At 54.3% G+C, this 21,373-nt stretch carries 24 protein-coding genes; 11 read left to right on the forward strand and 13 right to left on the reverse strand.

The features are described 5' to 3' along the window. Nucleotides 1–2: 2 nt before the first annotated feature. The 3 genes from GGR95_RS04245 to gloB all read right to left on the reverse strand — a co-directional run bounded on the left by GGR95_RS04245 (nt 3) and on the right by gloB (nt 4,347). Complete coding sequence (locus GGR95_RS04245; RefSeq protein WP_184563136.1) at nt 3–962, reverse strand: M23 family metallopeptidase; 960 nt, start codon at nt 960–962, stop codon at nt 3–5. After that, entirely contained in the window at nt 962–3,283 is a 2,322-nt protein-coding gene (gene clpA, locus GGR95_RS04250) for an ATP-dependent Clp protease ATP-binding subunit ClpA (protein WP_184563138.1), read from the reverse strand. Before clpA ends, GGR95_RS04245 begins: the two co-directional genes overlap by 1 nt. Before the next feature lie 272 nt (nt 3,284–3,555). After that, entirely contained in the window at nt 3,556–4,347 is a 792-nt protein-coding gene (gene gloB, locus GGR95_RS04255; protein ID WP_184563141.1) for a hydroxyacylglutathione hydrolase, read from the reverse strand. Between the two features lie 60 nt (nt 4,348–4,407). Here gloB and GGR95_RS04260 point away from each other — a divergent pair, with 60 nt between their 5' ends. Continuing rightward, the gene (locus GGR95_RS04260) at nt 4,408–5,142 is read left to right on the forward strand and encodes a methyltransferase domain-containing protein (RefSeq protein WP_184563143.1); all 735 of its coding nucleotides are present in this window, start codon (nt 4,408–4,410) and stop codon (nt 5,140–5,142) included. Here GGR95_RS04260 and GGR95_RS04265 read toward each other — a convergent pair. Next, nucleotides 5,139–5,300, reverse strand: a complete 162-nt coding sequence (locus GGR95_RS04265; RefSeq protein ID WP_184563145.1) for a hypothetical protein — start codon at nt 5,298–5,300, stop codon at nt 5,139–5,141. The genes GGR95_RS04260 and GGR95_RS04265 overlap by 4 nt on opposite strands. Nucleotides 5,301–5,309: 9 nt before the next feature. Further along, complete coding sequence (locus tag GGR95_RS04270; protein WP_184563147.1) at nt 5,310–6,398, reverse strand: calcium-binding protein; 1,089 nt, start codon at nt 6,396–6,398, stop codon at nt 5,310–5,312. Nucleotides 6,399–6,831: 433 nt separating this feature from the next. Here GGR95_RS04270 and GGR95_RS04275 point away from each other — a divergent pair, with 433 nt between their 5' ends. The 6 genes from GGR95_RS04275 (at nt 6,832) to GGR95_RS04300 (ending at nt 12,182) form a co-directional block, all read left to right on the forward strand. Further along, on the forward strand, nt 6,832–7,392 hold the full coding sequence (locus GGR95_RS04275; RefSeq protein ID WP_184563701.1) for a F0F1 ATP synthase subunit delta: 561 nt from the start codon (nt 6,832–6,834) through the stop codon (nt 7,390–7,392). Further along, nucleotides 7,393–8,931 (forward strand): F0F1 ATP synthase subunit alpha, encoded by a 1,539-nt coding sequence (atpA, locus tag GGR95_RS04280; protein WP_184563149.1) that lies wholly within the window; start codon nt 7,393–7,395, stop codon nt 8,929–8,931. A gap of 13 nt (nt 8,932–8,944) precedes the next feature. Further along, a complete protein-coding gene (locus GGR95_RS04285) occupies nt 8,945–9,820 on the forward strand; it encodes a F0F1 ATP synthase subunit gamma (RefSeq protein WP_184563151.1) in 876 nt (291 codons plus the stop codon). 19 nt (nt 9,821–9,839) lie between these two features. Continuing rightward, nucleotides 9,840–11,267 carry a F0F1 ATP synthase subunit beta gene (atpD, locus tag GGR95_RS04290; protein ID WP_184563153.1) on the forward strand — a complete coding sequence of 476 codons (1,428 nt, stop codon included), beginning with the start codon at nt 9,840–9,842 and terminating at the stop codon, nt 11,265–11,267. Between the two features lie 12 nt (nt 11,268–11,279). Next, nucleotides 11,280–11,708 (forward strand): F0F1 ATP synthase subunit epsilon, encoded by a 429-nt coding sequence (locus tag GGR95_RS04295; protein ID WP_184563155.1) that lies wholly within the window; start codon nt 11,280–11,282, stop codon nt 11,706–11,708. Between the two features lie 123 nt (nt 11,709–11,831). Then, on the forward strand, nt 11,832–12,182 hold the full coding sequence (locus tag GGR95_RS04300) for an H-type lectin domain-containing protein (RefSeq protein WP_184563157.1): 351 nt from the start codon (nt 11,832–11,834) through the stop codon (nt 12,180–12,182). Between the two features lie 83 nt (nt 12,183–12,265). Here GGR95_RS04300 and GGR95_RS04305 read toward each other — a convergent pair whose 3' ends face one another. Further along, on the reverse strand, nt 12,266–13,285 hold the full coding sequence (locus tag GGR95_RS04305) for a ribose-phosphate pyrophosphokinase (protein ID WP_184563159.1): 1,020 nt from the start codon (nt 13,283–13,285) through the stop codon (nt 12,266–12,268). Between the two features lie 101 nt (nt 13,286–13,386). Here GGR95_RS04305 and GGR95_RS04310 point away from each other — a divergent pair, with 101 nt between their 5' ends. Both GGR95_RS04310 and GGR95_RS04315 read left to right on the forward strand, forming a co-directional pair. Further along, complete coding sequence (locus tag GGR95_RS04310; protein ID WP_184563161.1) at nt 13,387–13,971, forward strand: 2-hydroxychromene-2-carboxylate isomerase; 585 nt, start codon at nt 13,387–13,389, stop codon at nt 13,969–13,971. Between the two features lie 8 nt (nt 13,972–13,979). Beyond that, entirely contained in the window at nt 13,980–14,762 is a 783-nt protein-coding gene (locus GGR95_RS04315; protein WP_184563163.1) for an alpha/beta fold hydrolase, read from the forward strand. A gap of 2 nt (nt 14,763–14,764) precedes the next feature. Here GGR95_RS04315 and GGR95_RS04320 read toward each other — a convergent pair whose 3' ends face one another. From GGR95_RS04320 to GGR95_RS04350, 7 genes are all read right to left on the reverse strand, one after another. Next, the gene (locus tag GGR95_RS04320; RefSeq protein WP_184563166.1) at nt 14,765–15,802 is read right to left on the reverse strand and encodes a threonine aldolase family protein; all 1,038 of its coding nucleotides are present in this window, start codon (nt 15,800–15,802) and stop codon (nt 14,765–14,767) included. Next, nucleotides 15,802–16,299 (reverse strand): YcgN family cysteine cluster protein, encoded by a 498-nt coding sequence (locus GGR95_RS04325; protein ID WP_221384699.1) that lies wholly within the window; start codon nt 16,297–16,299, stop codon nt 15,802–15,804. The genes GGR95_RS04320 and GGR95_RS04325 overlap by 1 nt, the downstream gene beginning before the upstream one ends. Next, nucleotides 16,296–17,228, reverse strand: coding sequence for a bifunctional riboflavin kinase/FAD synthetase (locus GGR95_RS04330; protein WP_184563168.1), 933 nt, complete (start codon nt 17,226–17,228; stop codon nt 16,296–16,298). The genes GGR95_RS04325 and GGR95_RS04330 overlap by 4 nt, the downstream gene beginning before the upstream one ends. A 37-nt stretch (nt 17,229–17,265) precedes the next feature. Further along, nucleotides 17,266–17,709, reverse strand: a complete 444-nt coding sequence (locus GGR95_RS04335) for a MaoC family dehydratase (RefSeq protein ID WP_184563170.1) — start codon at nt 17,707–17,709, stop codon at nt 17,266–17,268. A 90-nt stretch (nt 17,710–17,799) separates the two neighbouring features. Beyond that, nucleotides 17,800–18,672: a TIGR01459 family HAD-type hydrolase gene (locus GGR95_RS04340; protein ID WP_184563172.1), complete on the reverse strand. Its 873-nt coding sequence runs from the start codon at nt 18,670–18,672 to the stop codon at nt 17,800–17,802. An 87-nt stretch (nt 18,673–18,759) separates the two neighbouring features. Next, the gene (locus GGR95_RS04345; protein WP_184563174.1) at nt 18,760–19,680 is read right to left on the reverse strand and encodes a manganese-dependent inorganic pyrophosphatase; all 921 of its coding nucleotides are present in this window, start codon (nt 19,678–19,680) and stop codon (nt 18,760–18,762) included. Between the two features lie 123 nt (nt 19,681–19,803). Beyond that, on the reverse strand, nt 19,804–20,160 hold the full coding sequence (locus GGR95_RS04350; RefSeq protein WP_184563176.1) for an MmcQ/YjbR family DNA-binding protein: 357 nt from the start codon (nt 20,158–20,160) through the stop codon (nt 19,804–19,806). Nucleotides 20,161–20,214: 54 nt separating this feature from the next. Here GGR95_RS04350 and GGR95_RS04355 point away from each other — a divergent pair, with 54 nt between their 5' ends. Further along, a complete protein-coding gene (locus GGR95_RS04355) occupies nt 20,215–20,892 on the forward strand; it encodes a DUF2161 domain-containing phosphodiesterase (RefSeq protein ID WP_184563178.1) in 678 nt (225 codons plus the stop codon). A 179-nt stretch (nt 20,893–21,071) separates the two neighbouring features. After that, on the forward strand, nt 21,072–21,359 hold the full coding sequence (locus GGR95_RS04360) for a co-chaperone GroES (protein WP_184563180.1): 288 nt from the start codon (nt 21,072–21,074) through the stop codon (nt 21,357–21,359). Nucleotides 21,360–21,373: the final 14 nt, after the last annotated feature.

Genomic DNA, 21,373 nt, shown 5'->3' on the forward strand with positions numbered 1-21,373 from the left:
TACTAGGGTAGGGTGAGTGTAAGCGCTTGTTGTTCAACTATTTTTCCAGATCGTATCAAGGCAGCGTTGCCCTCATAAGCACCCGCTGGCCAACGCTCGGCTCGCAGCTTTTTACCGATGGCACGAAAAGACTGCGCCTGTCGGCGCTTCATCAGAGTATCGCGTTCCACTAAGACCCCACCGTCAGGGCCGCTTAGCGAGAGCTGCACAACGTCACCTTTTTGTGTGCCAAACAGAAAGGCATAAAACACCAGCGCCTCGCTTTGGGCATTGGGGAGCGGCACTGAATTGTCGCGCACTGACGAGAATTCAGGCACCTCAGCGCCCGTGCCGATGCTGATGATGCCGCCGGCGCGGTAGGGGGGCAAATCAGACCAAAGCGTATTCTGATCGACCTCGCCGCAGGTGATCGTGCCATCTGGGTCAAATGGATCGACGACATTGCCATCGCGGCGCACCGAGAGATGCACATGTGGAAAGGCGGCGCGGCCTGACATGCCAACCTGACCCAATACATCGCCTGCTTGTATCTGTTGGCCGCGTTCAACCGAAACCGAATTTTGGCGCATGTGGCAATATTGGGTTTCCCAGCCGCCGTCATGGCGAATGATCACGCCGTTTCCGCATTCGCGTCCTTCTGTGGCTTGGCTATTCTTTGATGTGAAGCGGACGTCCTCTATGCCATCGCGCACCCCTGACACAACGCCAGCAGCGGATGCTAGAACGTCCACGCCTTGTGCGATCATGTCACTGCTGGCGAGAGCGAAGTCTGTGCCTTTGTGGCCATCATAGCTGAGGCCAGAGCATGTGAAATCAGAGACCTTATCAGAGGCATCCTGATCTACATATTGCTGGATATAGCAGGGACCATTCAAATCACAGTCGATCGGAGAGGTCAGAGAAAGTTCCCCCGCTGTGGCAGGCACAGCGAGGGAAAACAGGATCAGTACCTTAAGACGCATTATTCAGCCGTGAGCAGAGGTGGCTTTTTGCTTGTAATGCGAGGGCTGTCAGGGCCTTCAGTGATGATATCAAGTTCGCCTTTTTTGACGCCAATCTTGACCACGCCACCTTTAGCAAGCTTGCCAAAGAGTAATTCTTCGGCGAGCGGTTTTTTGATGTGTTCCTGGATAACGCGGCCCAATGGGCGCGCCCCCATTTTTGCATCATAGCCTTTATCGGCCAGCCATTCGGCGGCTTTAGTGCTCAGCTCAATTGTCACGTTGCGGTCCATCAACTGGGCTTCAAGTTGGAGCACGAATTTTTCTACCACCCGCATGATGACTTCTTTTGGCAATGCGCCAAAGGAGATCACAGCATCCAGACGGTTGCGGAATTCGGGCGTAAAGGTCCGTTCAATCGCAGCAGTGTCTTCACCCGTGCGGTTCTCACGGCCAAAGCCGACGGCTTCTTTTGCTTGCTCGGATGCACCTGCATTCGATGTCATGATCAGCACAACATTGCGGAAATCTACTGTACGTCCATTGTGATCCGTCAGTTTGCCGTGATCCATGACTTGCAACAGGATATTATAGACATCGGGATGCGCTTTTTCCATTTCGTCCAGCAGCAGCACGCAATGTGGGTCCTGATCTACGCCATCCGTCAACATGCCACCTTGGTCAAAGCCGACATATCCCGGAGGGGCACCGATCAGGCGCGAAACCGCGTGTTTCTCCATGTATTCCGACATGTCAAAGCGCAGCAATTTAACGCCCAAAGTATCGGCCAATTGTTTGGCGACCTCGGTTTTACCAACACCCGTTGGTCCCGCGAACAGGTAGTTGCCGATGGGCTTTTCAGGTTCACGCAGACCTGCACGCGCCAGTTTGATCGCTGATGAAAGCGCTTCGATGGCTTTGTCCTGCCCAAAGACCACGCGTTTGAGCGAGGCTTCGAGATCTCTGAGGACTACAACATCGTCTTTGGAGACACTTTTCGGCGGGATGCGGGCGATTTTGGCCACAACAGCTTCAATTTCCTTGATGCCGATGGTTTTGCGCCGCTTGGAAGCCGCAAGTAAATGCTGCGCGGCACCTGCCTCGTCGATGACATCAATCGCGCTGTCAGGCAATTTGCGGTCGTTGATATAACGGTGCGCCAATTCAACAGAGGTTTTGATCGCATCGGCGGTGTATTTGACGCTGTGATGATCCTCGAAATAGGGCTTGATGCCTTTGAGGATTTTCTGTGCGTCCTCGACAGAAGGCTCGTTCACGTCGATCTTTTGGAAGCGACGGGCAAGCGCACGGTCTTTTTCAAAGTGCTGGCGGAACTCTTTGTAGGTGGTTGAGCCCATCGTGCGCAATTTGCCACCGGCAAGCGCAGGTTTCAGAAGGTTCGACGCATCCATGGCCCCACCCGAAGTGGCACCCGCACCGATGACGGTGTGAATTTCGTCGATGAAAAGAACCGCATCTTCGTGTTCTTCCAGCTCTGTTACAACGGCTTTCAGGCGCTCCTCAAAATCGCCGCGATAGCGCGTGCCAGCCAAAAGTGCGCCCATGTCGAGGGAGTAGATGGTTGTCTTGGAGAGAATTTCAGGGGTCTCTCCTGCGACGATCTTGCGCGCAAGACCTTCGGCGATGGCGGTTTTGCCTACACCCGGGTCACCCACCAACAGCGGATTGTTTTTGCGACGGCGGCAAAGAACCTGAATGCAGCGTTCAACTTCGCTATCACGTCCGATCAGAGGGTCAACATCCCCATCGCGTGACTTTTTGTTCAAGTCTACGCAGTATTTCTCAAGGGCGGATTCTTTTTTGTCGCCTTCGGTAACACCCAAAGCTTCTTCTTCGTGATCGGGCGCGCCTGATAGCGGGCGTGCTTCTCCAAAGGCGGGGTCTTTGGCGACGCCGTGTGCGATGAAATTGACGGCGTCATAGCGGGTCATTTCTTGCTCTTGCAAGAAATAGGCAGCGTTGCTTTCGCGCTCTGCGAAGATCGCGACAAGTACGTTGGCACCGGTAACTTCGGTGCGGCCAGAAGATTGCACATGGATGGCGGCGCGTTGGATGACACGCTGGAAGGCCGCAGTTGGCACCGCTTCGGAACCTTCTTCGTCGGTGACTAGATTGCTGAGCTCTTCGTCGATGAAATCGACAAGTGTTTCGCGCAACTCGTCAATATCGACAGAGCATGCTTTCATCACCTGTACGGCATCCGGTTCATCCATCAGGGAGAGCAACATATGCTCTAGCGTGGCAAATTCGTGACGGCGTGCATTTGCAAGCGCAAGGGCTGCGTGAATGGACTGCTCTAGTGTGGTCGAGAATGAAGGCACGATGGTGCTCCTTTTCGATGAGGTCGACGGAAAGGGCGTTAGAGGTGCCAGCGCCTAAAGGCCGACCATGGCCTGATAGTATTAGAGTTTGGTTGATTGTTGCCCAGCTTCAAGTCTTTTTTGAAATATTTGTGTCACATTTTTTTGTTGTGGGGGTTGAGGATAGGATTCTGGAAGGTAGTGAGGCAGCGCTACAACACGAACTGATGTGTTCAAGATAGGGAGTAGGGTTCGAGAATACTACCAGCTTGTCCCTGATTTTCATGATTATGTTAAAAACGGTCTTTGCGGCTGCGAAGTTCGGTGAAAACCTCTACATCTGACGCGCTAGACAGACCCAGCACGGTGCGCAAGTCGCTGTTGGCAGCACGTAAAAAGGGATTTGTGGCCCGCTCAAGGCCCATGGGTGCAGGAACAGTAAACCGTCCTTGTGCACGTGCAGCTTTGATTGCGTCTATTCGTTGGTGAAGGGCTTGGTTGTTGGGATCAACCGTGACGGCAAAAGCCGCATTCGATGCAGTATATTCATGACCCGAGCAAATGAGCGTCTCATCGGGCCAATTTTCCATCTTGTTCAGACTTTTGTGCATTTGTTCAGCGGTGCCTTCAAACAACCTGCCACACCCCAGTGCCATCAAGCTATCTGCGGTGAATGCCACCTGTGCGGACGGCACGAAAAAGGCGATGTGGCCAATTGTATGCCCTGACACGTCAATCACCTGTACCTGCGTCGTGCCCAGATCAAAACTGTCGGTTTCTTTCAAAGACAGATCAAGATCGGGCAATCGGTGGGCATCAGCGGCGGCGCCATAGACGGGGGCAGGGTAGTCGGGCAGCAGATCAGGCAAGCCGTCGATATGGTCATAGTGGTGGTGCGTCAGCCAGATTTGATCCAACGTCCAGCCACGCGCAGACAGTTCGGCCTTGATCGGCGCTGCTTCGGGCACATCTATCAAAGCGACTGCGCCTGATTTCTTCTCTTGCAGCAAATAGGCATAGTTGTCTGACAAGCACGCAATCGTCACTAGAATATGGCTGTCGGTCTCAATTGTTTCAGAAGGCATGGGCAAGTTTCCTGTGCTGCGTTAGAGTGATCAAGAATGGCGCTTTAGGAGGCCCTGTCAATGCATCTTGATGTGCAGGATTTGCGTAACTTCTATTATCGCAGTGCGCTTGGGCGTGCCGCGCAGAAATCCCTGCGGGGGCGGATGCTGGAGATGTGGCCAGAGGCCAAGGGGCAGACTGTGGTCGGCTTTGGCTTTGCCGCGCCCTTACTGCGGCCTTATCTGGCGGATGCGCGGCGGGTGATTAACCTGATGCCGGGGCCACAGGGCGTGATGCCTTGGCCTGCGGGTATGGCCAATACGTCTGTCTTAACCGAAGAAACACTGTGGCCAATTGAGACAGGTCATGTGGATAAACTGGTTTTGATGCACGGGCTGGAAACATCTGACCGCCCGTCAGATTTGCTTGAGGAATGTTGGCGGGTGTTGGGGCCGGGGGGCAAGGCGCTGTTTATTGTGCCGAACCGTGCAGGGCTCTGGGTGCGGCGCGATCGCACGCCTTTTGGCTATGGCCGCCCTTACTCATCCGGGCAATTGGATGCGCAATTGCGCAAGCACCAGTTTTTGCCTGAACGCCATGCAGGGGCGCTCTATCAGTTTCCTTCGGGCCAGCGGATGTGGATGAAAGCAGGCGGATTGTTTGAAAAAGTTGGCCGCAACCTACCGAGCATCGTGGCGGGTGGTGCGTTTATGGTGGAGGCGACCAAGCTGGTCTATCCTCCCAAAGGCCGCGTGGAACGTAAACGGTCTCGCAGCCCCATCGGCGTGATGGAGCCGCACGCCGAGCCGGTTTAAATCCCTGCGGGGATGACGCTGCGGCTGAACAACGGAATAGCCTTTTCAAGCTGGCCAAAGGCGATATCATCTTCCGTAATATCGGTGACACCCTCTCCGGTGATGAAGGAATCCAAACCGCTGCAGGAGCCAAGCAAGTTGACATCGCTGCGCAGCACGTCGTCTCCCTAATTGCCGCGGATTGTATCGGGTGGGTCAAATCTTCCCGTCGAAGATAGTGTGTCATTGCCCTCCGAACCTTCGGTGGTAACGCTGTCTGCATCGAATTTGAGGTCGTCCAGCGTGAGACCCGTTGTGCCCATCAGACGTACGGTGCCTGTCAGGGGGCTGGCGTCCTGATCGGGGGAGGTGGTGAAGATAACATCCGTAAAGCTCCCGTCTGGCGCCTCGGAGAGCGATACGTTGCCCAGCGTTATGGGGGGGCTGTCTGTGCCAAGATCAGACTGATTTACGATAGACAGCACATCAACGCCTGGGGTGAAGTCAGTGATGGTTGTTACGATACCTGCATCCGTGGACCCGTCTGTCAGGCTGGACCCCACGAAAGACAATTCGAAACTATCATCACCTGCTCCACCAGTAAGCGTGTCGTAGGTTGTGCCACTGTTAAGGATTGTTTCAGAGGCAATCGTGTCGTCACCTGCGCCACCGTCCACGGCAGAGCCAATCTGGATGCCGGGGGAATTAGTGAGGGTGATCAGATCATCGCCCGCACCGCCGTCCAAAGGTGTGCCGCCGCCATAATCTGCACTGTCGCTGTTGATGGTATCGTTACCCTCGCCACCTTCAACGCCATTCAGGGTGCCCTGAACGTTGATCACGTCATCACCCAGCCCGCCCGAAACGCTACCGCCTATGCCAAAGGTGTCTATGGTATCGTCACCCGCTCCACCCGTGACGCTTCCTGTATCTGCGGCGTCTGTCGGCTCATAGGTGATTTGGTCATCTCCAAGCCCGCCATCAGCCACAATGTTTGGTGCGCCGAAAATCTCCATCGTGTCGTCGCCCGCAAAACCGTACATGTTTGTGGTTTTGTCCGTTGCAGCAAGGACGTCGTCTCCGGCCGTACCGTTCAGCGTAGGACCTTCTAGAGTTGGAGGAGTTACGGGAGGGGCAGGGGTGACCGGACTTACAGGATCCATAAGATCCACTGGGTCTACAGTGGTGACATTGTCGTCGTCATCCTCATCATCGTTCAGGAACAGTGGCAATACCAATGCAAAGCCGAGGATTGAAAGTAACGCGAGACCAGACATGAGAGGCACTCCGAGAAATTGTTAAACTTCCGTCAGTAATTTCGAAAATGATGAAGGTGTCAAAGAAATAAGTCCCCAAAGCGTTGTGGAAGGGGTATGCTGCAGACAGTGGAAACAATGACGCCAAAAACTGGGTATTGTTTTGAAAATGCTTGGCGGGCATGGTTTGTTTAGAATGAGCTAAGAATCGCCTGTATTCGCAAAAATGGGGCATTTGCCTGAAATTTGTGCAGGGTCAAAAAGCCGCAGTTTGGCCAAACCCTTGAAAATTAGGGGGGTGAACAATAAGCGGCAGGACGATAGTATGTTGCGGCAGTAGGGGCGGTCTGCTACATCGCCCATGATTTAACCGCTTGGGGACCTATCCCCGTCAGCGCAACTGACCGGTGCCGGGCAATTACGCCCCATCGGCATGACGTATGAGAGGATGGACGTGTCCGAACCAGCTTCGATCTCCACTGGCATCGCGCAACGCTATGCGACTGCTGTATTTGAATTGGCCAAAGAGGCCAAAAAGGTTAAAGCCGTTGAGGCGGATTTGACCGTGTTGCAGGATGCGCTCAGCTCCAGTGACGATTTTCGTGCTTTGATCCACTCACCGATCTATAGCCGTGAACAGCAAGCAACTGCGATCACCGCACTTGCCGAAAAAATGAAGCTGTCGCCCATGATGGCGAACACGCTGACATTGATGGCGCAAAAGCGCCGTCTGTTCGTATTGCCGCAGCTGGTGCAAACCCTGCGTGACATTATTGCGGAAGACAAAGGCGAAGTGACCGCCGATGTGACATCCGCCAAAGCATTGACCAAGACACAAGCCGAGCAATTGGCCGCGTCTCTCAATAAAACAACCGGCAAGACCGTGACACTGCACCAGACCGTTGATGAAAGCCTCATTGGCGGTTTGATTGTTAAAGTAGGCTCGAAGATGATCGATACGTCGATCCGCTCCAAGCTAAATTCCCTCCAGAATGTAATGAAAGAGGTCGGATAAATGGGTATCCAAGCGGCAGAAATTTCTGCAATCCTGAAAGACCAGATCAAGAATTTTGGTCAAGAAGCTGAAGTGGCCGAAGTTGGCCGTGTTCTCAGCGTTGGCGATGGTATCGCCCGCGTATACGGTTTGGACAATGTCCAAGCCGGTGAGATGGTCGAATTCCCCGGCGGCATTCAGGGTATGGCCCTGAACCTGGAGTCGGACAACGTTGGTGTTGTTATCTTCGGTTCCGACCGTGACATCAAAGAAGGCGACACCGTCAAGCGCACAAACTCCATCGTGGACGTGCCAATCGGTGACGAGCTGCTGGGCCGTGTTGTTGACGGTTTGGGTAACCCAATCGACGGCAAAGGTCCTCTTGGTACAACCAAGCGCGGTCTGGCCGAAGTCAAAGCGCCGGGCATCATCCCGCGTAAGTCCGTACACGAACCAATGGCAACTGGCCTGAAGTCCGTAGACGCGATGATCCCTGTTGGCCGTGGCCAGCGCGAATTGATCATTGGTGACCGTCAGACTGGTAAAACAGCCGTCGCACTTGACGCGATGTTGAACCAAGCACAGGTCAACAAAGCTGCTGGCGATGACGAGAGCAAGAAAATGTACTGCGTGTACGTTGCGATCGGTCAAAAGCGTTCCACTGTTGCCCAGCTGGTTAAAAAGCTGGAAGAAACAGGCGCGATTGATTATTCCATTGTTGTTGCTGCCACCGCGTCCGAGCCTGCACCTATGCAGTTCCTCGCGCCTTACTCTGCAACAGCTATGGCTGAGCATTTCCGCGACAACGGCCGTCACGCCCTGATCGTGTATGATGATCTGTCCAAACAGGCTGTATCTTACCGCCAGATGTCGCTTTTGCTGCGTCGTCCACCCGGCCGTGAAGCTTACCCAGGTGACGTTTTCTATCTGCACTCTCGTTTGCTTGAGCGTTCTGCGAAGCTGGGCGATGCGGCTGGCAACGGCTCTTTGACAGCTCTGCCGATCATTGAAACCCAAGGTGGCGACGTTTCCGCGTTTATTCCGACAAACGTGATTTCGATCACCGACGGTCAGATCTTCCTTGAGACCGAATTGTTCTACCAAGGCATCCGCCCCGCTGTGAACACGGGTCTGTCGGTTTCACGTGTTGGTTCCTCTGCTCAAACAAAAGCAATGTCTTCTGTTGCTGGTCCTGTGAAACTGTCACTGGCTCAGTACCGCGAAATGGCAGCCTTTGCTCAGTTCGGTTCCGATCTGGATGCCTCCACCCAGCAGTTGCTGGCCCGTGGTGCGCGCCTGACAGAGCTGATGAAGCAAGCCCAGTACAACCCACTGACCAACGCCGAAATCGTCTGCGTAATCTACGCAGGCACAAACGGCTATTTGGACAAAGTAGATGTGAAACAGGTTGGCCGCTTTGAAGCTGCTCTTCTGAAGCACCTGCGCGGCAAAAATGCCGATCTTCTGGAAGACATCACCAACAATGACCGCAAGGTTAAAGGTGAACTGGAAGACAAAATCAAAGCGGCTCTCGACGCGTTCGCTGCTGACTTCGCTTAAGGAGAGATAGGCAATGCCCAATCTCAAGGACCTTAAAAACCGGATCGCGAGTGTGAAGAACACCCGTAAGATCACTAAGGCCATGCAAATGGTTGCCGCGGCGAAACTTCGCCGCGCGCAGGAAGCTGCCGAAGCGTCCCGTCCTTATACGGAGCGTTTCAACGCGGTCATGTCGTCTTTGGCGGCCTCTGTCGGTGGCTCTGATACTGCGCCCAAACTGCTCAGCGGTACGGGTAAAGATGACGTGCATCTGTTGCTCGTCCTGACAGCTGAAAAAGGTCTTTGCGGTGGCTTCAACGCCAACATCGCCAAGAAGGCCCGCGCACATGCGCAAAAGCTGATTGCCGAAGGTAAGGAAGTTAAAATCCTGACCGTTGGCAAAAAAGGTCGTGACCAGCTCAAGCGTGATTTGGGCAAGCACATGGTTGGCCACGTTGACCTCACCGAGGTTAAACGTATCGGCTATGTGAATGCACAGGACATCGCTGTGGATGTGCTGAACCGTTTTGACGAAGGCGAATTCGATGTCGCCACGATGTTCTATTCAGAATTCGTCAATGTGGTCACGCAGATCCCAACGGCATTGCAGATCATTCCGGCGAAATTCGAACAGTCGGAAGGCACTGCGCCTGACGTGCTGTTTGATTATGAGCCTTCTGAGGAAGCGATCCTCGCTGATCTTCTGCCGCGTGGTGTGGCAACATCTATCTTCTCGGCACTGTTGGAAAACGGTGCGTCTGAGCAGGGTGCACGCATGTCCGCAATGGACAACGCAACGCGCAATGCGGGTGAGATGATCGATGATCTGACAATCGAATATAACCGTTCACGTCAGGCCGTCATCACCAACGAGCTGATCGAAATCATTTCCGGCGCTGAAGCGCTGTAAGATATTGGAGTAATACGACATGGCACAAGCAGTCGGCAAAATCACCCAAGTCATCGGCGCTGTCGTTGACGTACAGTTTGAGGATAACCTGCCAGCTATTCTCAACGCTTTGACAACAGAGAACCAAGGCAAGAAGCTGATCCTCGAAGTGGCTCAGCACCTTGGCGAAAATACGGTTCGCACCATTGCTATGGATGCGACTGAAGGTCTGGTTCGTGGTCAAAAAGTAACAGACAACGGCGAACCGATCACCGTTCCTGTTGGCAACGCTACACTGGGCCGCATCATGAACGTTGTGGGCGAGCCCATCGACGAACAGGGTCCTGTCAACTCAGACGAGCGCCGCTCGATCCACGCAGACGCACCTGAGTTTGCCGCACAGGCGACCACATCCGAAGTTCTGGAAACAGGCATCAAAGTGATCGACCTTTTGGCGCCTTACGCCAAAGGTGGTAAAATTGGTCTGTTCGGTGGTGCTGGTGTTGGCAAAACCGTTTTGATCATGGAATTGATCAACAACATCGCCAAAGTGCACTCTGGCTTCTCCGTTTTTGCGGGTGTGGGCGAGCGTACACGTGAAGGTAATGACCTTTACCACGAGATGATCGAATCCAACGTTATCGTTCCTGACGACCTGACACAGTCCAAAGTGGCACTGGTTTACGGTCAGATGAACGAACCTCCAGGTGCGCGTATGCGTGTTGCCCTGACAGGTCTGACATTGGCCGAACAGTTCCGCGACCAATCCGGTACAGACGTTCTGTTCTTCGTGGACAACATCTTCCGCTTCACACAGGCTGGTTCCGAAGTGTCGGCTCTGCTGGGTCGTATTCCTTCTGCGGTTGGCTACCAGCCAACACTCGCAACCGACATGGGTGCGATGCAGGAACGTATTACCTCCACAAAGTCCGGCTCGATTACATCGGTTCAGGCCGTATACGTACCTGCGGATGACCTTACAGACCCTGCACCGGCCACATCCTTTGCGCACCTCGACGCGACAACAGTTCTGGATCGCTCGATCTCGGAAAAAGGTATCTACCCTGCGGTTGATCCACTGGGTTCCACCTCGCGTTTGCTCGATCCACTTGTGATCGGCGAAGAGCACTACAAGGTTGCAACTGACGTTCAGCAAATCTTGCAGCGTTACAAATCCTTGCAGGATATCATTGCCATTCTCGGCATGGATGAACTGTCCGAGGATGACAAACTGGCAGTGGCACGTGCGCGTAAAATCGAGCGCTTCTTGTCCCAGCCGTTTGACGTTGCGAAGGTCTTTACTGGCGCGGACGGCAAACAGGTTCCTTTGGCCGAGACTGTTCAGTCTTTCAAAGAAGTTGTTGCCGGTGAGTACGACCACCTGCCAGAGGGTGCATTCTACATGGTAGGCGGCATCGAAGAAGTGAAGGCGAAAGCCGAGAAAATGGCAGCGGACGCTGCTGCTTAAGGAGGCGCTGTAATGGCAGACACGATGCAATTCGATCTGGTGTCGCCTGAGCGGCGCCTGGCCTCGGCCCAAGTGGTCTCGGTGCAGATTCCGGGGACGGATGGCGAGTTGACGGCAATGCCCGGACACTCGGCAACCATCACCACTCTGCGCCCGGGTATCCTGACAGTGGACGGTCCTGACGGGCAGTCCCAGTATGTGGTGACCGGCGGTTTCGCCGAGATCACAACAACAGGTGTCTCGGTTTTGGCTGAACGTGCTTTGGCGCGTGAAGACATGACACAAGAGATCATGGACGAGATCATGGAAGAGGCAAAGAACACCTATTCCAAGCAGAAAGAGGCATTTGATAATCAGCCTGGTCCCGTGGATGACGCAGCGAAATTGCTGTCTGATATGGTCGCCATGGGTGAAAACATGGGTCTTTCCGCTAAGAAGTAATCCGCTTTAAGTAAAGTTTTAGAGGCCTCGCAGTAATGCGGGGCCTTTTTTCCTTCTTTGCGTCCTGATTTTGCCTTAAATGTGGCGTAAGCAAGTCTATGAAAATGCTACAGGAAATACGGAATGAAGAAGTTGCGCAGCTCGACCATTGGCCTAGACCAAGGAGATGAAGTCTTGTTTCAAGACTTTGAGGACGGTGGAGAGATGTGGACAGGGCGGGGCCAGCGTGAACGCCGCCGCCGGATAAAATTCTCTGATAGATTTCTAGAAGCACCTACTGTGCAACTGTCCATTTCACTTTGGGACATCGATGCAGGGTCGGTTGTGCGTGCCGATGTCACATCAGAATCGGTCACAACTTCGGGGTTTGATATGGTATTTCGCACCTGGGGGGATACCAAAGTCGCCCGCGTGCGTATCGCTTGGACAGCAATTGGCGCGCTGAGTGACGATGATTCTTGGGATGTGGTCTGACGCTTAGGCGCGACCTCCCCCTGTGTTGGGGAAGGTCAGATAAGGTTTATTGCAGCATTAAAGCCGCTGGAAGGTCTCTGACCTTATTCCGCAGTATACATGCCATCATAGATCGGGCCGAGCGTGTCTTGCTCAAACAACGACGATACAGAGGTGCCGTTCCAGATGTTCAGGATCGCCTGTGCAAAGATAGGGGCAGTGGGGACAATCCGTATATTTGGAGCGCTCTTCACAGCCTCTGTTGGCTGGATCGTATCTGTGATCACCAATGATTTCATAACCGAATTTGTCACACGCTCTACCGCTGGGCCAGACATGACACCGTGGCTGATATAAGCGTGTACTTCTTTTGCGCCGTTTTCCAGCAGGACCTCTGCGGCTTTGCATAGGGTGCCAGCCGTGTCGCACATGTCATCTACGATGATACAGGTTTTGCCACTGACATCCCCGATCACGATCATCTCGGACACTTCGCCTGCCTTTTCGCGGCGTTTGTCTACGATGGCCAAAGGCGCGTTCAGGCGTTTGGCCAGTTCACGGGCACGCGCAACCCCGCCCACGTCAGGGGAGATGATCAGCAAGTCATCCATTTGGTCTTTGAACGCGTCTTTGATGTCCAAAGCGAATACGGGGGATGCATAGAGGTTATCAACAGGAATGTCGAAAAAGCCCTGAATTTGGGCTGCGTGCAGATCCATTGTCAGGATGCGTTCAATGCCTGACCCGACAAGCATATTCGCCACCAGTTTGGCGCTGATGGGCGTGCGGGCCTTGGTGCGGCGATCTTGGCGGGCATAGCCAAAATAGGGCAGTACAGCTGTGATGCGGCGCGCGGATGACCGGCGCAGCGCATCAGCCATTATCAGCAATTCCATAAGATTGTCGTTGGCAGGGTTTGAGGTGGGCTGGATGATAAACATATCCTCTCCGCGCACGTTCTCATAGACTTCGACAAAAATCTCACCGTCGTTGAAGCGTTCGACACGTGCTTCAACCAGCCCTACGTTTGCTCCCCGATGTAGTGACATCCGCCGCGCGATGCCTTTCGCGAGTGGCATATTTGCATTACCGGAAATCAGCTTGGGTTCAGGGGTGCTTCGCATGTGGGGGGCTCCGTGGCAGCGGTTGACAGAATCGTCACTGGCCCAGCGATTAGCATGTGCCTACTGTGAGGCAAAGTGCGCTTACCCTGAAGGAGTATTAAATGGCCCATATCGACTATTATTTTGCCACGCTGTCACCCTATTGTTACCTTGCAGGCACGCGGTTGGAGAGAATCGCGGCCAAACACGGGGTGAACATTCAGTACAAACCCTTTGACGTCATGCAAGCGTTCGGGCGGACAGGCGGTGTCCCAGCCAAAGACCGCCACATCAGCCGTATAGAATACCGCGCTCAAGAGTTGCCACGACAGGCCAAAAAGCTGGGCATGGAGTTCAACTTGAACCCCGCACATTGGCCGACAAACGGAACGCCGTCAGCATACGCCTTTCTGGCAGCGCAGAAGACTGGTGGGGGCGATTTAGGGGGGCTGGCCCATGGATTGATGCGGGCGTGTTGGGCTGAGGAAAAGGACATCGCGCGGGAGGATGTCATCCGTGTTTGTTTATCAGCCGCTGGTTTTGATCCGTCGCTGGCAAGCGCTGATCCAACGGACTTGGCGGAAACCTATGCGCGCAATCTTGAAGATGCGATCGAGGCTGGCGTATTTGGTGCACCGTTCTATGTTATGAATACGCAACGGTTCTGGGGACAGGACCGTCTCGATGACCTGGAACAGTATTTGTAAGGAAAACCGTGACACTTCATACGCATACACATCTATTTGAGGGGGCAGAGCGGCGTGCATTGGCGATCCACTGCACCTTGGGGCAATCCAGCGCATGGCGCGGGCTGGCAACGGCATTACACGATGATTTGAGCATGCTTGCCTTTGATTTACCAAGCCACGGGAAATCTGGGGAATGGGACCGCACAGGCAATATCCATGATATATCGACGGATATCGCACGCGGGTTGATGGACGGCCCGATGGACCTGATTGGCCATTCGTTCGGCGCAACTGTTGCGATGCGGATCGCGGTGGAAACGCCTGAATTGGTACGCAGTTTGACGATGATCGAACCTGTCTATTTTGCGGCGGCGATCGCGGATGAGCCAGAGTTGTTGGTGAACTATAAGCGGAACAGCGCAGCTTTGGATGCGGCCTTTGCCTCAGGGGATGAGCGTGAAGCAGCACGGGTTTTTAACCGCGATTGGGGCGATGGCACGCCTTGGGATACACTGCCGACCCGTATGCAGGACCATATGGCGCGTCTGATCCATTATGTCCCGGCGAGTTCGGCGTTCTTGCACTATGACAGTGCGAAGTTACTGGACCGCATGGGCCAAGCATCTATGCCTACGCTGCTCATCGAGGGCGACCAATCCCCTCCCATGAGCGGCAATGTCGCCGATTCACTTGAGCGGCGTCTGCCGGATGTGCAGCGAGTGGTGATCAAAGGCGCAGGGCACATGCTAGCCATTACCCACCCTGATGATGTCGCACCCCATGTGCGTGCCTTGTTGGCGCGCAGCTAGGGTTAAAAGTGGCTTAGGAATTGATCGACCAATTCATCGGTCATCGACCAGTCACAGACCAGCCGCGCGGCGAGCAGTTCATCTGCGTCGCCCGTGGCAACATCACCGTCTAGCACATAATATTTGGCGCCAGCGGCTTGCAGTTTTTGGTGCACAGCACGCGGGAAGCGGGCAAAGATCATATTGGCATCAGGGTTGTGCAACATCTGCGCTCCATTGGCACGCAGTCCTGCTGCCAGACGAGCTGAGGCGGCGTTGGCGCTTTGCGCCATTTCAAGCCATAGATCATCCGTAAGATATGCCGCCATTTGAGCCGACAAATAGCGATGTTTAGAAAACAGATGCGCACCACGTTTGCGGCGCAGCTCGAATTCCCATGCTTTGGTCGGGTCAAAGAAAATAACAGCTTCCACGCCCATACAGCCATTTTTAGTGCCGCCAAAGCTGACGACGTCGACGCCTGATTTCCACGTCATCTCTGCGGGTGTGCAGCCGAGGGCAGCAATGGCATTGGCAAAACGGGCCCCGTCCAGATGCACAGGCAAGTCGGATGCTTTGGCTACGGCGGTTAATGCGCGCAGTTCCTCAAGCGTATGTACCCCGCCAAATTCGGTGATCTGAGTGATTGAGACCGGACCGGGCTGCGCCACATGTACGCTGCCGCCCGTGCGGTGTGCAATCGCTGCGCTTAGGCCCTCAGGGGACATTTTATCGCCTGTGGGGATCAGGGTTAGCTTGGCCCCGCCTGCGTAGAACTCTGGCGCGTTACATTCGTCTTCTTCGATGTGGCTATGCTGGGCGCAGAAAATCGTTTGCCAAGGTTGTGTATAACACGCAAGGGCCAGCGAATTGGCAGCTGTTCCAGTGGCGACCAGATAAACGGCGGCCTCGGGCGCTTCGAACAAGGCGCGGATGTTGGTGCGAACGTCTTCCATGATGTCATCATTGCCGTAAGGCATGGCATAGCCGCTGTTGGCCTCTATCACGCGTTGCATGATTTTAGGATGGACGGGGCCGGAGTTGTCAGATGCAAAAAACATTACAGGGGTTCCTCTATGATGTGATCTTCCCAGTCTTCAAATGCGGTTTCCCATTCGCTGACCGTTCGGCCCCGCATGGAAACGCCTGCCTTGTGAACGCTTTCTTGTGTGCCTGTGATCAGCGGATGCCATTCGGGCAAAGGTTCACCCTTCCATAGCAGACGGTAAGCGCAGGTTTGCGGCATCCAATAGGCGTGATCGTCAATGTTTTCAGGCGTCATGACGATGCAATCGGGCACAAATTGGTGGCGGATTTCATATTGCGAGCAATGGCAGGTACCATCGTCCAACAGGCGGCAGGCAACATCGGTCAGGACAACTTCGCCTGTCTCTTCGTCTTCGAGCTTGTTCAGGCAGCATTTCCCGCAACCATCACACAGCGCTTCCCATTCCTTTTTGTTCATGGATTTGAGCGATTTCCGCTCCCAGAACAGTTTGCTTAACCCGTTGCGGTTGATGGTGTCTTCGTCGGTCGGGGCGCTGGAATTATCGCTCATAGGGCTGCCAGAATGTTACGTGCCTCAAGGCTGTCTGCATCCATCTGGGTGATCAAAGCCTCAAGGCCGTCAAACTTCTCTTCTCCGCGCAGATGCTCAACCAAAGCGACGGACAGCGGGGTGCCGTAAAGGTCGCCTTTGAAATCAAAAATGAAGGTTTCAAGGTTTGGTTTGTTTTCACCGAACATCGGACGCACCCCCATAGAGGCGACACCGTGATAACTGCCCACATGCGCGCCTTCCAGCACGTCGACCAGCACGGCATAGACGCCAAAGGCAGGCGGGTGCAGCCCGTCGATAGACATATTTGCTGTGGGATAACCCAACTCACGGCCACGCTGTTCGCCATGGATGACAGGACCTTCTATGCGGTGCCAGTGACCCAACATCGCGGCGGCATCGCGCGGGCGTGCATCACTCAGCGCGCGGCGAATGGCGGTGGAGGAGACAGTTTCATCAGAGGTCGCCATCAAAGGCGCGATTGTGACACCAAAGCCAAGCTGTGCGCCAAATTCTTCAAGATCGGCAGCAGTGCCAGCACGGCCTTTACCAAAGCAAAAATCCGCCCCGACAACCACATGCCGCAGGCCAAGGCCACGGTGCAGCACTTTATCCGCGAATTCAAAGGGGCTGAGTGATGCAAGCGGTGTGTTAAAAGGCAGTTGATACAGTTTTTCCACGCCAACCTTGGCAAGTTGCGATGCGCGTGATGCACTGCCCATCAATCTGAAAGGCGGGGCATCGGGCGCGAAATAGGCGCGGGGATGCGGTTCAAAGGTCACAACGCCCAAAGGGGCATCGGGGGCGGCACTGCGCGCCATTTCGATAACCGAACGATGGCCAAGGTGAACACCATCAAAGTTGCCAATCGCGGCAGTGGCGCCGCGATCCGTGTCTTCGACAAATTGATAATCTGATATAATCCGCATGGTCTTTGACTAGCCGCGTGTGCGGATCAGTGCAAGGTCAGTCGAACTTGCGAGAGGGCGCCAGTACCGTTGCTTCGCCAATGAGTACTTTTTTGCCCTCTACAGAGCAGTGACAATCCATTTTGACGATCCGTTTGGCAGGATCAATTTCGGTCACCTTAACCTCGGCGTAAACGGTATCCCCCGGGCGCACAGGCCGCAGGAATTTCATCGTTTGGCCCAAGTAGACGGTCCCATGGCCGGGCAGTTGCTCTCCGATGACAGCGGAAATCAGGCCAGCTGTTAGCATGCCATGGGCAATGCGCCCCTGAAAAATGGTATCTTGGGCATAATCATCATCGAGGTGGACAGGGTTGCGGTCAGTCGAGACGGTCGCAAACATTTCAATGTCTTCATCTGTCACCTGTTTGCGCAGATAGCGGAACATGCCGATTTCAAGGTCTTCGATGACGATGGTGCCGCGCGGAAGATTGTCCAACATTTTCCCCTCTCAGTAATAATCGTACATATGGTAGCCGCTTGTTGGAACTTAATTACTTTGCAGCTGCAGCAATTGCAAGGGAAATCTAGGTCAGCGCAGGTGCCCTATGGTGAAGGTCGGATCACATTTTTCTTTTTCCAGATAGTTGGCCAGTGCCTGTTCATCGGGCTGTGTGACGGTTTTCGTCTCTGCTGCTGCCAGACCGCCTGTGATAAACAGGGAATCAATCTGTTCGTCCACGGCACCTTTTACATCTGTCAAAATACCGTCGCCGATGGCCAAAATGCTGCTGTCGGGAATGTCATTGCCCAAACTGTGCAGCCTGCGGCGTGCCAGATCATAGATTGGCGCGTGGGGCTTGCCGAAATACAGGCTCTCGCCGCCCATTTCAGTATAGAGTTTCGCCACAGCGCCAGCGCACCATTCGCGTACATCGCCGCGGTCCACTACGATGTCGGGGTTCGCGCAAAGTAATTTCAACCCCCGCGCCAGCGCGATTTCCAGATCGGGGCGCCATGTGTCGGGGTCAGCTTGTGCATCAAACGGGCCGGTGCAAACGATGCCAGTTGCCTCTGCCAGTGGCACGCGGTTGATCTCCACTGGGTTTTCCAAAATATCCAATGGGTCGAAAAAGCGGCTGTCGGTCACAGGGCCATAGTGCCAGACCTGCGTCCCCACCACGCTGCGATACATCGCCGAGCGCGCAGAATCCCCTGACGTGGCAATCGCGTCATATGCATCTTCTGGCACGCCGAAATGCACCAATTGTTTGGTTACCCCTGCGCGGGGACGGGGCGAGTTGGTGACAAGGATCACCGTGCCACCGGCTTTGCGGTAGACTTGCAACGCTGCGACCGCGCTGGGAATGGCTGTCACCCCGTTGTGCACACAGCCCCAGAGATCGACAAACAACGCGTCATAGTTTTGAGATACGTCGGAAAGGGCATTGATGATACGGGTCATGGACGGTTCCTGCGGTGCTGCTGCAATCGGGATGGGGCGCAGCTCTCGGCGCTGATGCGCCAAGAGCTGCAAAGGTATGCCGTCTGATCAGACCTTAAGGTTCGGAATGATCTGTTTCTTGCGGCTCATGATGCCCGGAAGGACAACAGTGTCCCCCGTCACCGTGACGCCAAATGATTTCTCGGCCACTGTTTTTGTCATGTCGTTGGGGATCAACAGTGTTGCTTCCTCATTGAGGATATCGACAACAAACAGCAGCACTTCATCTGCGCCGTCTTCTTTTGCAACAGCAGGCATCGCCGCCATGAGCGCGTCTTTGCGGTCCAGCACGGATGCGGGCGAGGTTGTTTCAAGAACCGAAACGCGGAATTGCTTGCCGTCGATTTCAAACTCCTTGCTGTCCATCCGCAACAATTCTGCTTCGGAGAAGGAAGACACATCAGATTTAGCCGCAAACATTTGCGCGGCATAGGTTGGAATGTCTATGCCAAGGCTTTCGGCAAGGGACCATGCAACGGCTTTGTCTTCTTGCGTTGTGGTCGGCGAGCGGAATTCAAGCGTGTCAGAGAGGATACATGTCAACATCGCGCCTTTAATATCATCAGGCATTTGCGCCATATCTTTGCCGATGATCTTCCACATGATAGTTGCTGTACAGGCCAGTGGCTCCATCACGATGTGAATGGGGCCTTTTGTCTCTAGGCCGCCGACCAGTTTGTGATGGTCGATGATGGCGCGAATATCGGCATTGTTGATGTTTGCGGGCAGTTCGGCAGGGTTGTTGGTATCTACAATAACAACAGGCTGGTCGTCTGCGACGTCTGAAATGATCTCGGGTTTGTCCAGTTTCCAGTGATCCAGCATGAACAGCGCTTCGGTGTTTGGTTCACCCAGCAAAGCGGGCTTGGCTTCAACGTTCAAAACTGTGTTCAGATACCACGCCCAGACGATTGGGCTGCCAGTGCTGTCTGTGTCGGGGGATTTGTGGCCAAAAACAAGGGTTGTCATATAACAGGACTCCAGAAAAGGATGGATCAATTCGCGCGCCTTATACCATGCCTACATATGGTGTCACTGCCTGATGCGCAGCACTGTGCTGCCGCATCTGCGGTTGTCCTGAAGGTCGCGGTTTTAAGCAAACCCCAGTTGTACGCGCAGCTTTTTGCTCAGCCCTGCTGCAACCATGTCATAAGACGCACGAATATGATCGCGCAGGCTGTCATCTGACAGGCCGGGTTCCTCAAATTGCTGAATCCACTTGAGCCCCCTTGACGCCATGTAAGGCGCGGGGCGCAATCCGGGGCTGTCGGATAAGACTTCAAAGGCGAGATGTGAGGTTTTGAACGTCACGGTATTATCTGTCTCGCCCATGCCGACGATGGCGAAAACTTTGCCTCCGATTTTATAGACATCTGCATTGCCCCATTGCACCACATGACTGGCGTGAGGTTGGGCTGCACAAAAGCGGGTCATCTCGTCTCGGGTCATGATCTTAGGATAGGGGGTCGCACGTGGTTTGGGAATAGTGATACCGTACAGCGCATGAGTTTGCGTGAAACCGATCTTTATGGCCCCGTCAAAACCTTCTTGGAGGATCAGGGATATGTGGTGAAAGCCGAAGTGGGCGCGGCGGATGTTGTCGCTATGCGTGGCAGTGAGCCCCCTGTGGTGGTGGAGTTGAAGCTGGGGTTCTCACTGGCGTTGTTTCATCAATGCGTTGAGCGGCTGAAGGTGAGCGATGATGTCTATCTTGCTGTGGCCCATAAAGCGGGCAAGCCCTTCTACAAAGCGGTGAAGGCCAATACGACGCTGGCGCGGAGGTTGGGCTTGGGGCTGATGACTGTGCGGGTCGCGGATGGGCTGGTGACGGTGCATTGTGATCCCGGCCCTTATGTGCCGCGCAAAAACACCAAACGACAAGCGACGCTTTTACGCGAATTCGCGCGCCGCCAAGGTGATCCCAATGATGGCGGGCAAACACGGGCAGGGCTGGTGACGGCATATCGACAAGATGCGATTAAAATTGCGATCTATTTGTTCGAGGCAGGTGCATCCAAAGGGGCGGATGTGGCCCGCGAAACCGGTGTTTCCAAGGCCACTGCGATGATGCGTTCCAACCACTATGGCTGGTTCGAGAAGATCGAAAAAGGCGTCTATGGGATTACCCCTGCGGGCGCAGATGCTGTTGCGGTTTCGGCGCGTGTCTTGGGCGCGGGTTGAGCTAATTCACGCCCACGTAAGACCCGCAAATATTTTTTATCAGCTTCTTGTTGACTCAGCACGTCAGCGTCCATACCTATCTCTCGTTATCACTCGACTAGGGTGAGTGATAACGGCGGGTCGCTTCATGAGAAGGGCCGGTCATCAGATATAACTTTGAGCATCAAGGAGCTACAAAGATGGCATTGACACCGCTTCACGACCGCGTGCTGGTTAAGCGCACAGAGGGCGAAGAGAAAACTGCTGGCGGGTTGTATATCCCCGAGAGCGCGAAAGAAAAGCCCTCTGAGGGTGAAGTCGTTTCCGTGGGCGAAGGCGCACGTAAAGATAACGGCGAACTGATCGCACCCGCAGTAAAAGCAGGCGACAAAATTCTGTTCGGCAAATGGTCCGGCACAGAAGTAACTGTCGACGGCGAAGAAATGCTGATGATGAAAGAAAGCGACATCATGGGGATCCTGTCCTGAACATAGGGCAGGTG

The sequence above is a fragment of the Sulfitobacter undariae genome, assembly GCF_014196805.1.
Taxonomy (GTDB): Bacteria; Pseudomonadota; Alphaproteobacteria; order Rhodobacterales; family Rhodobacteraceae; genus Sulfitobacter; species Sulfitobacter undariae.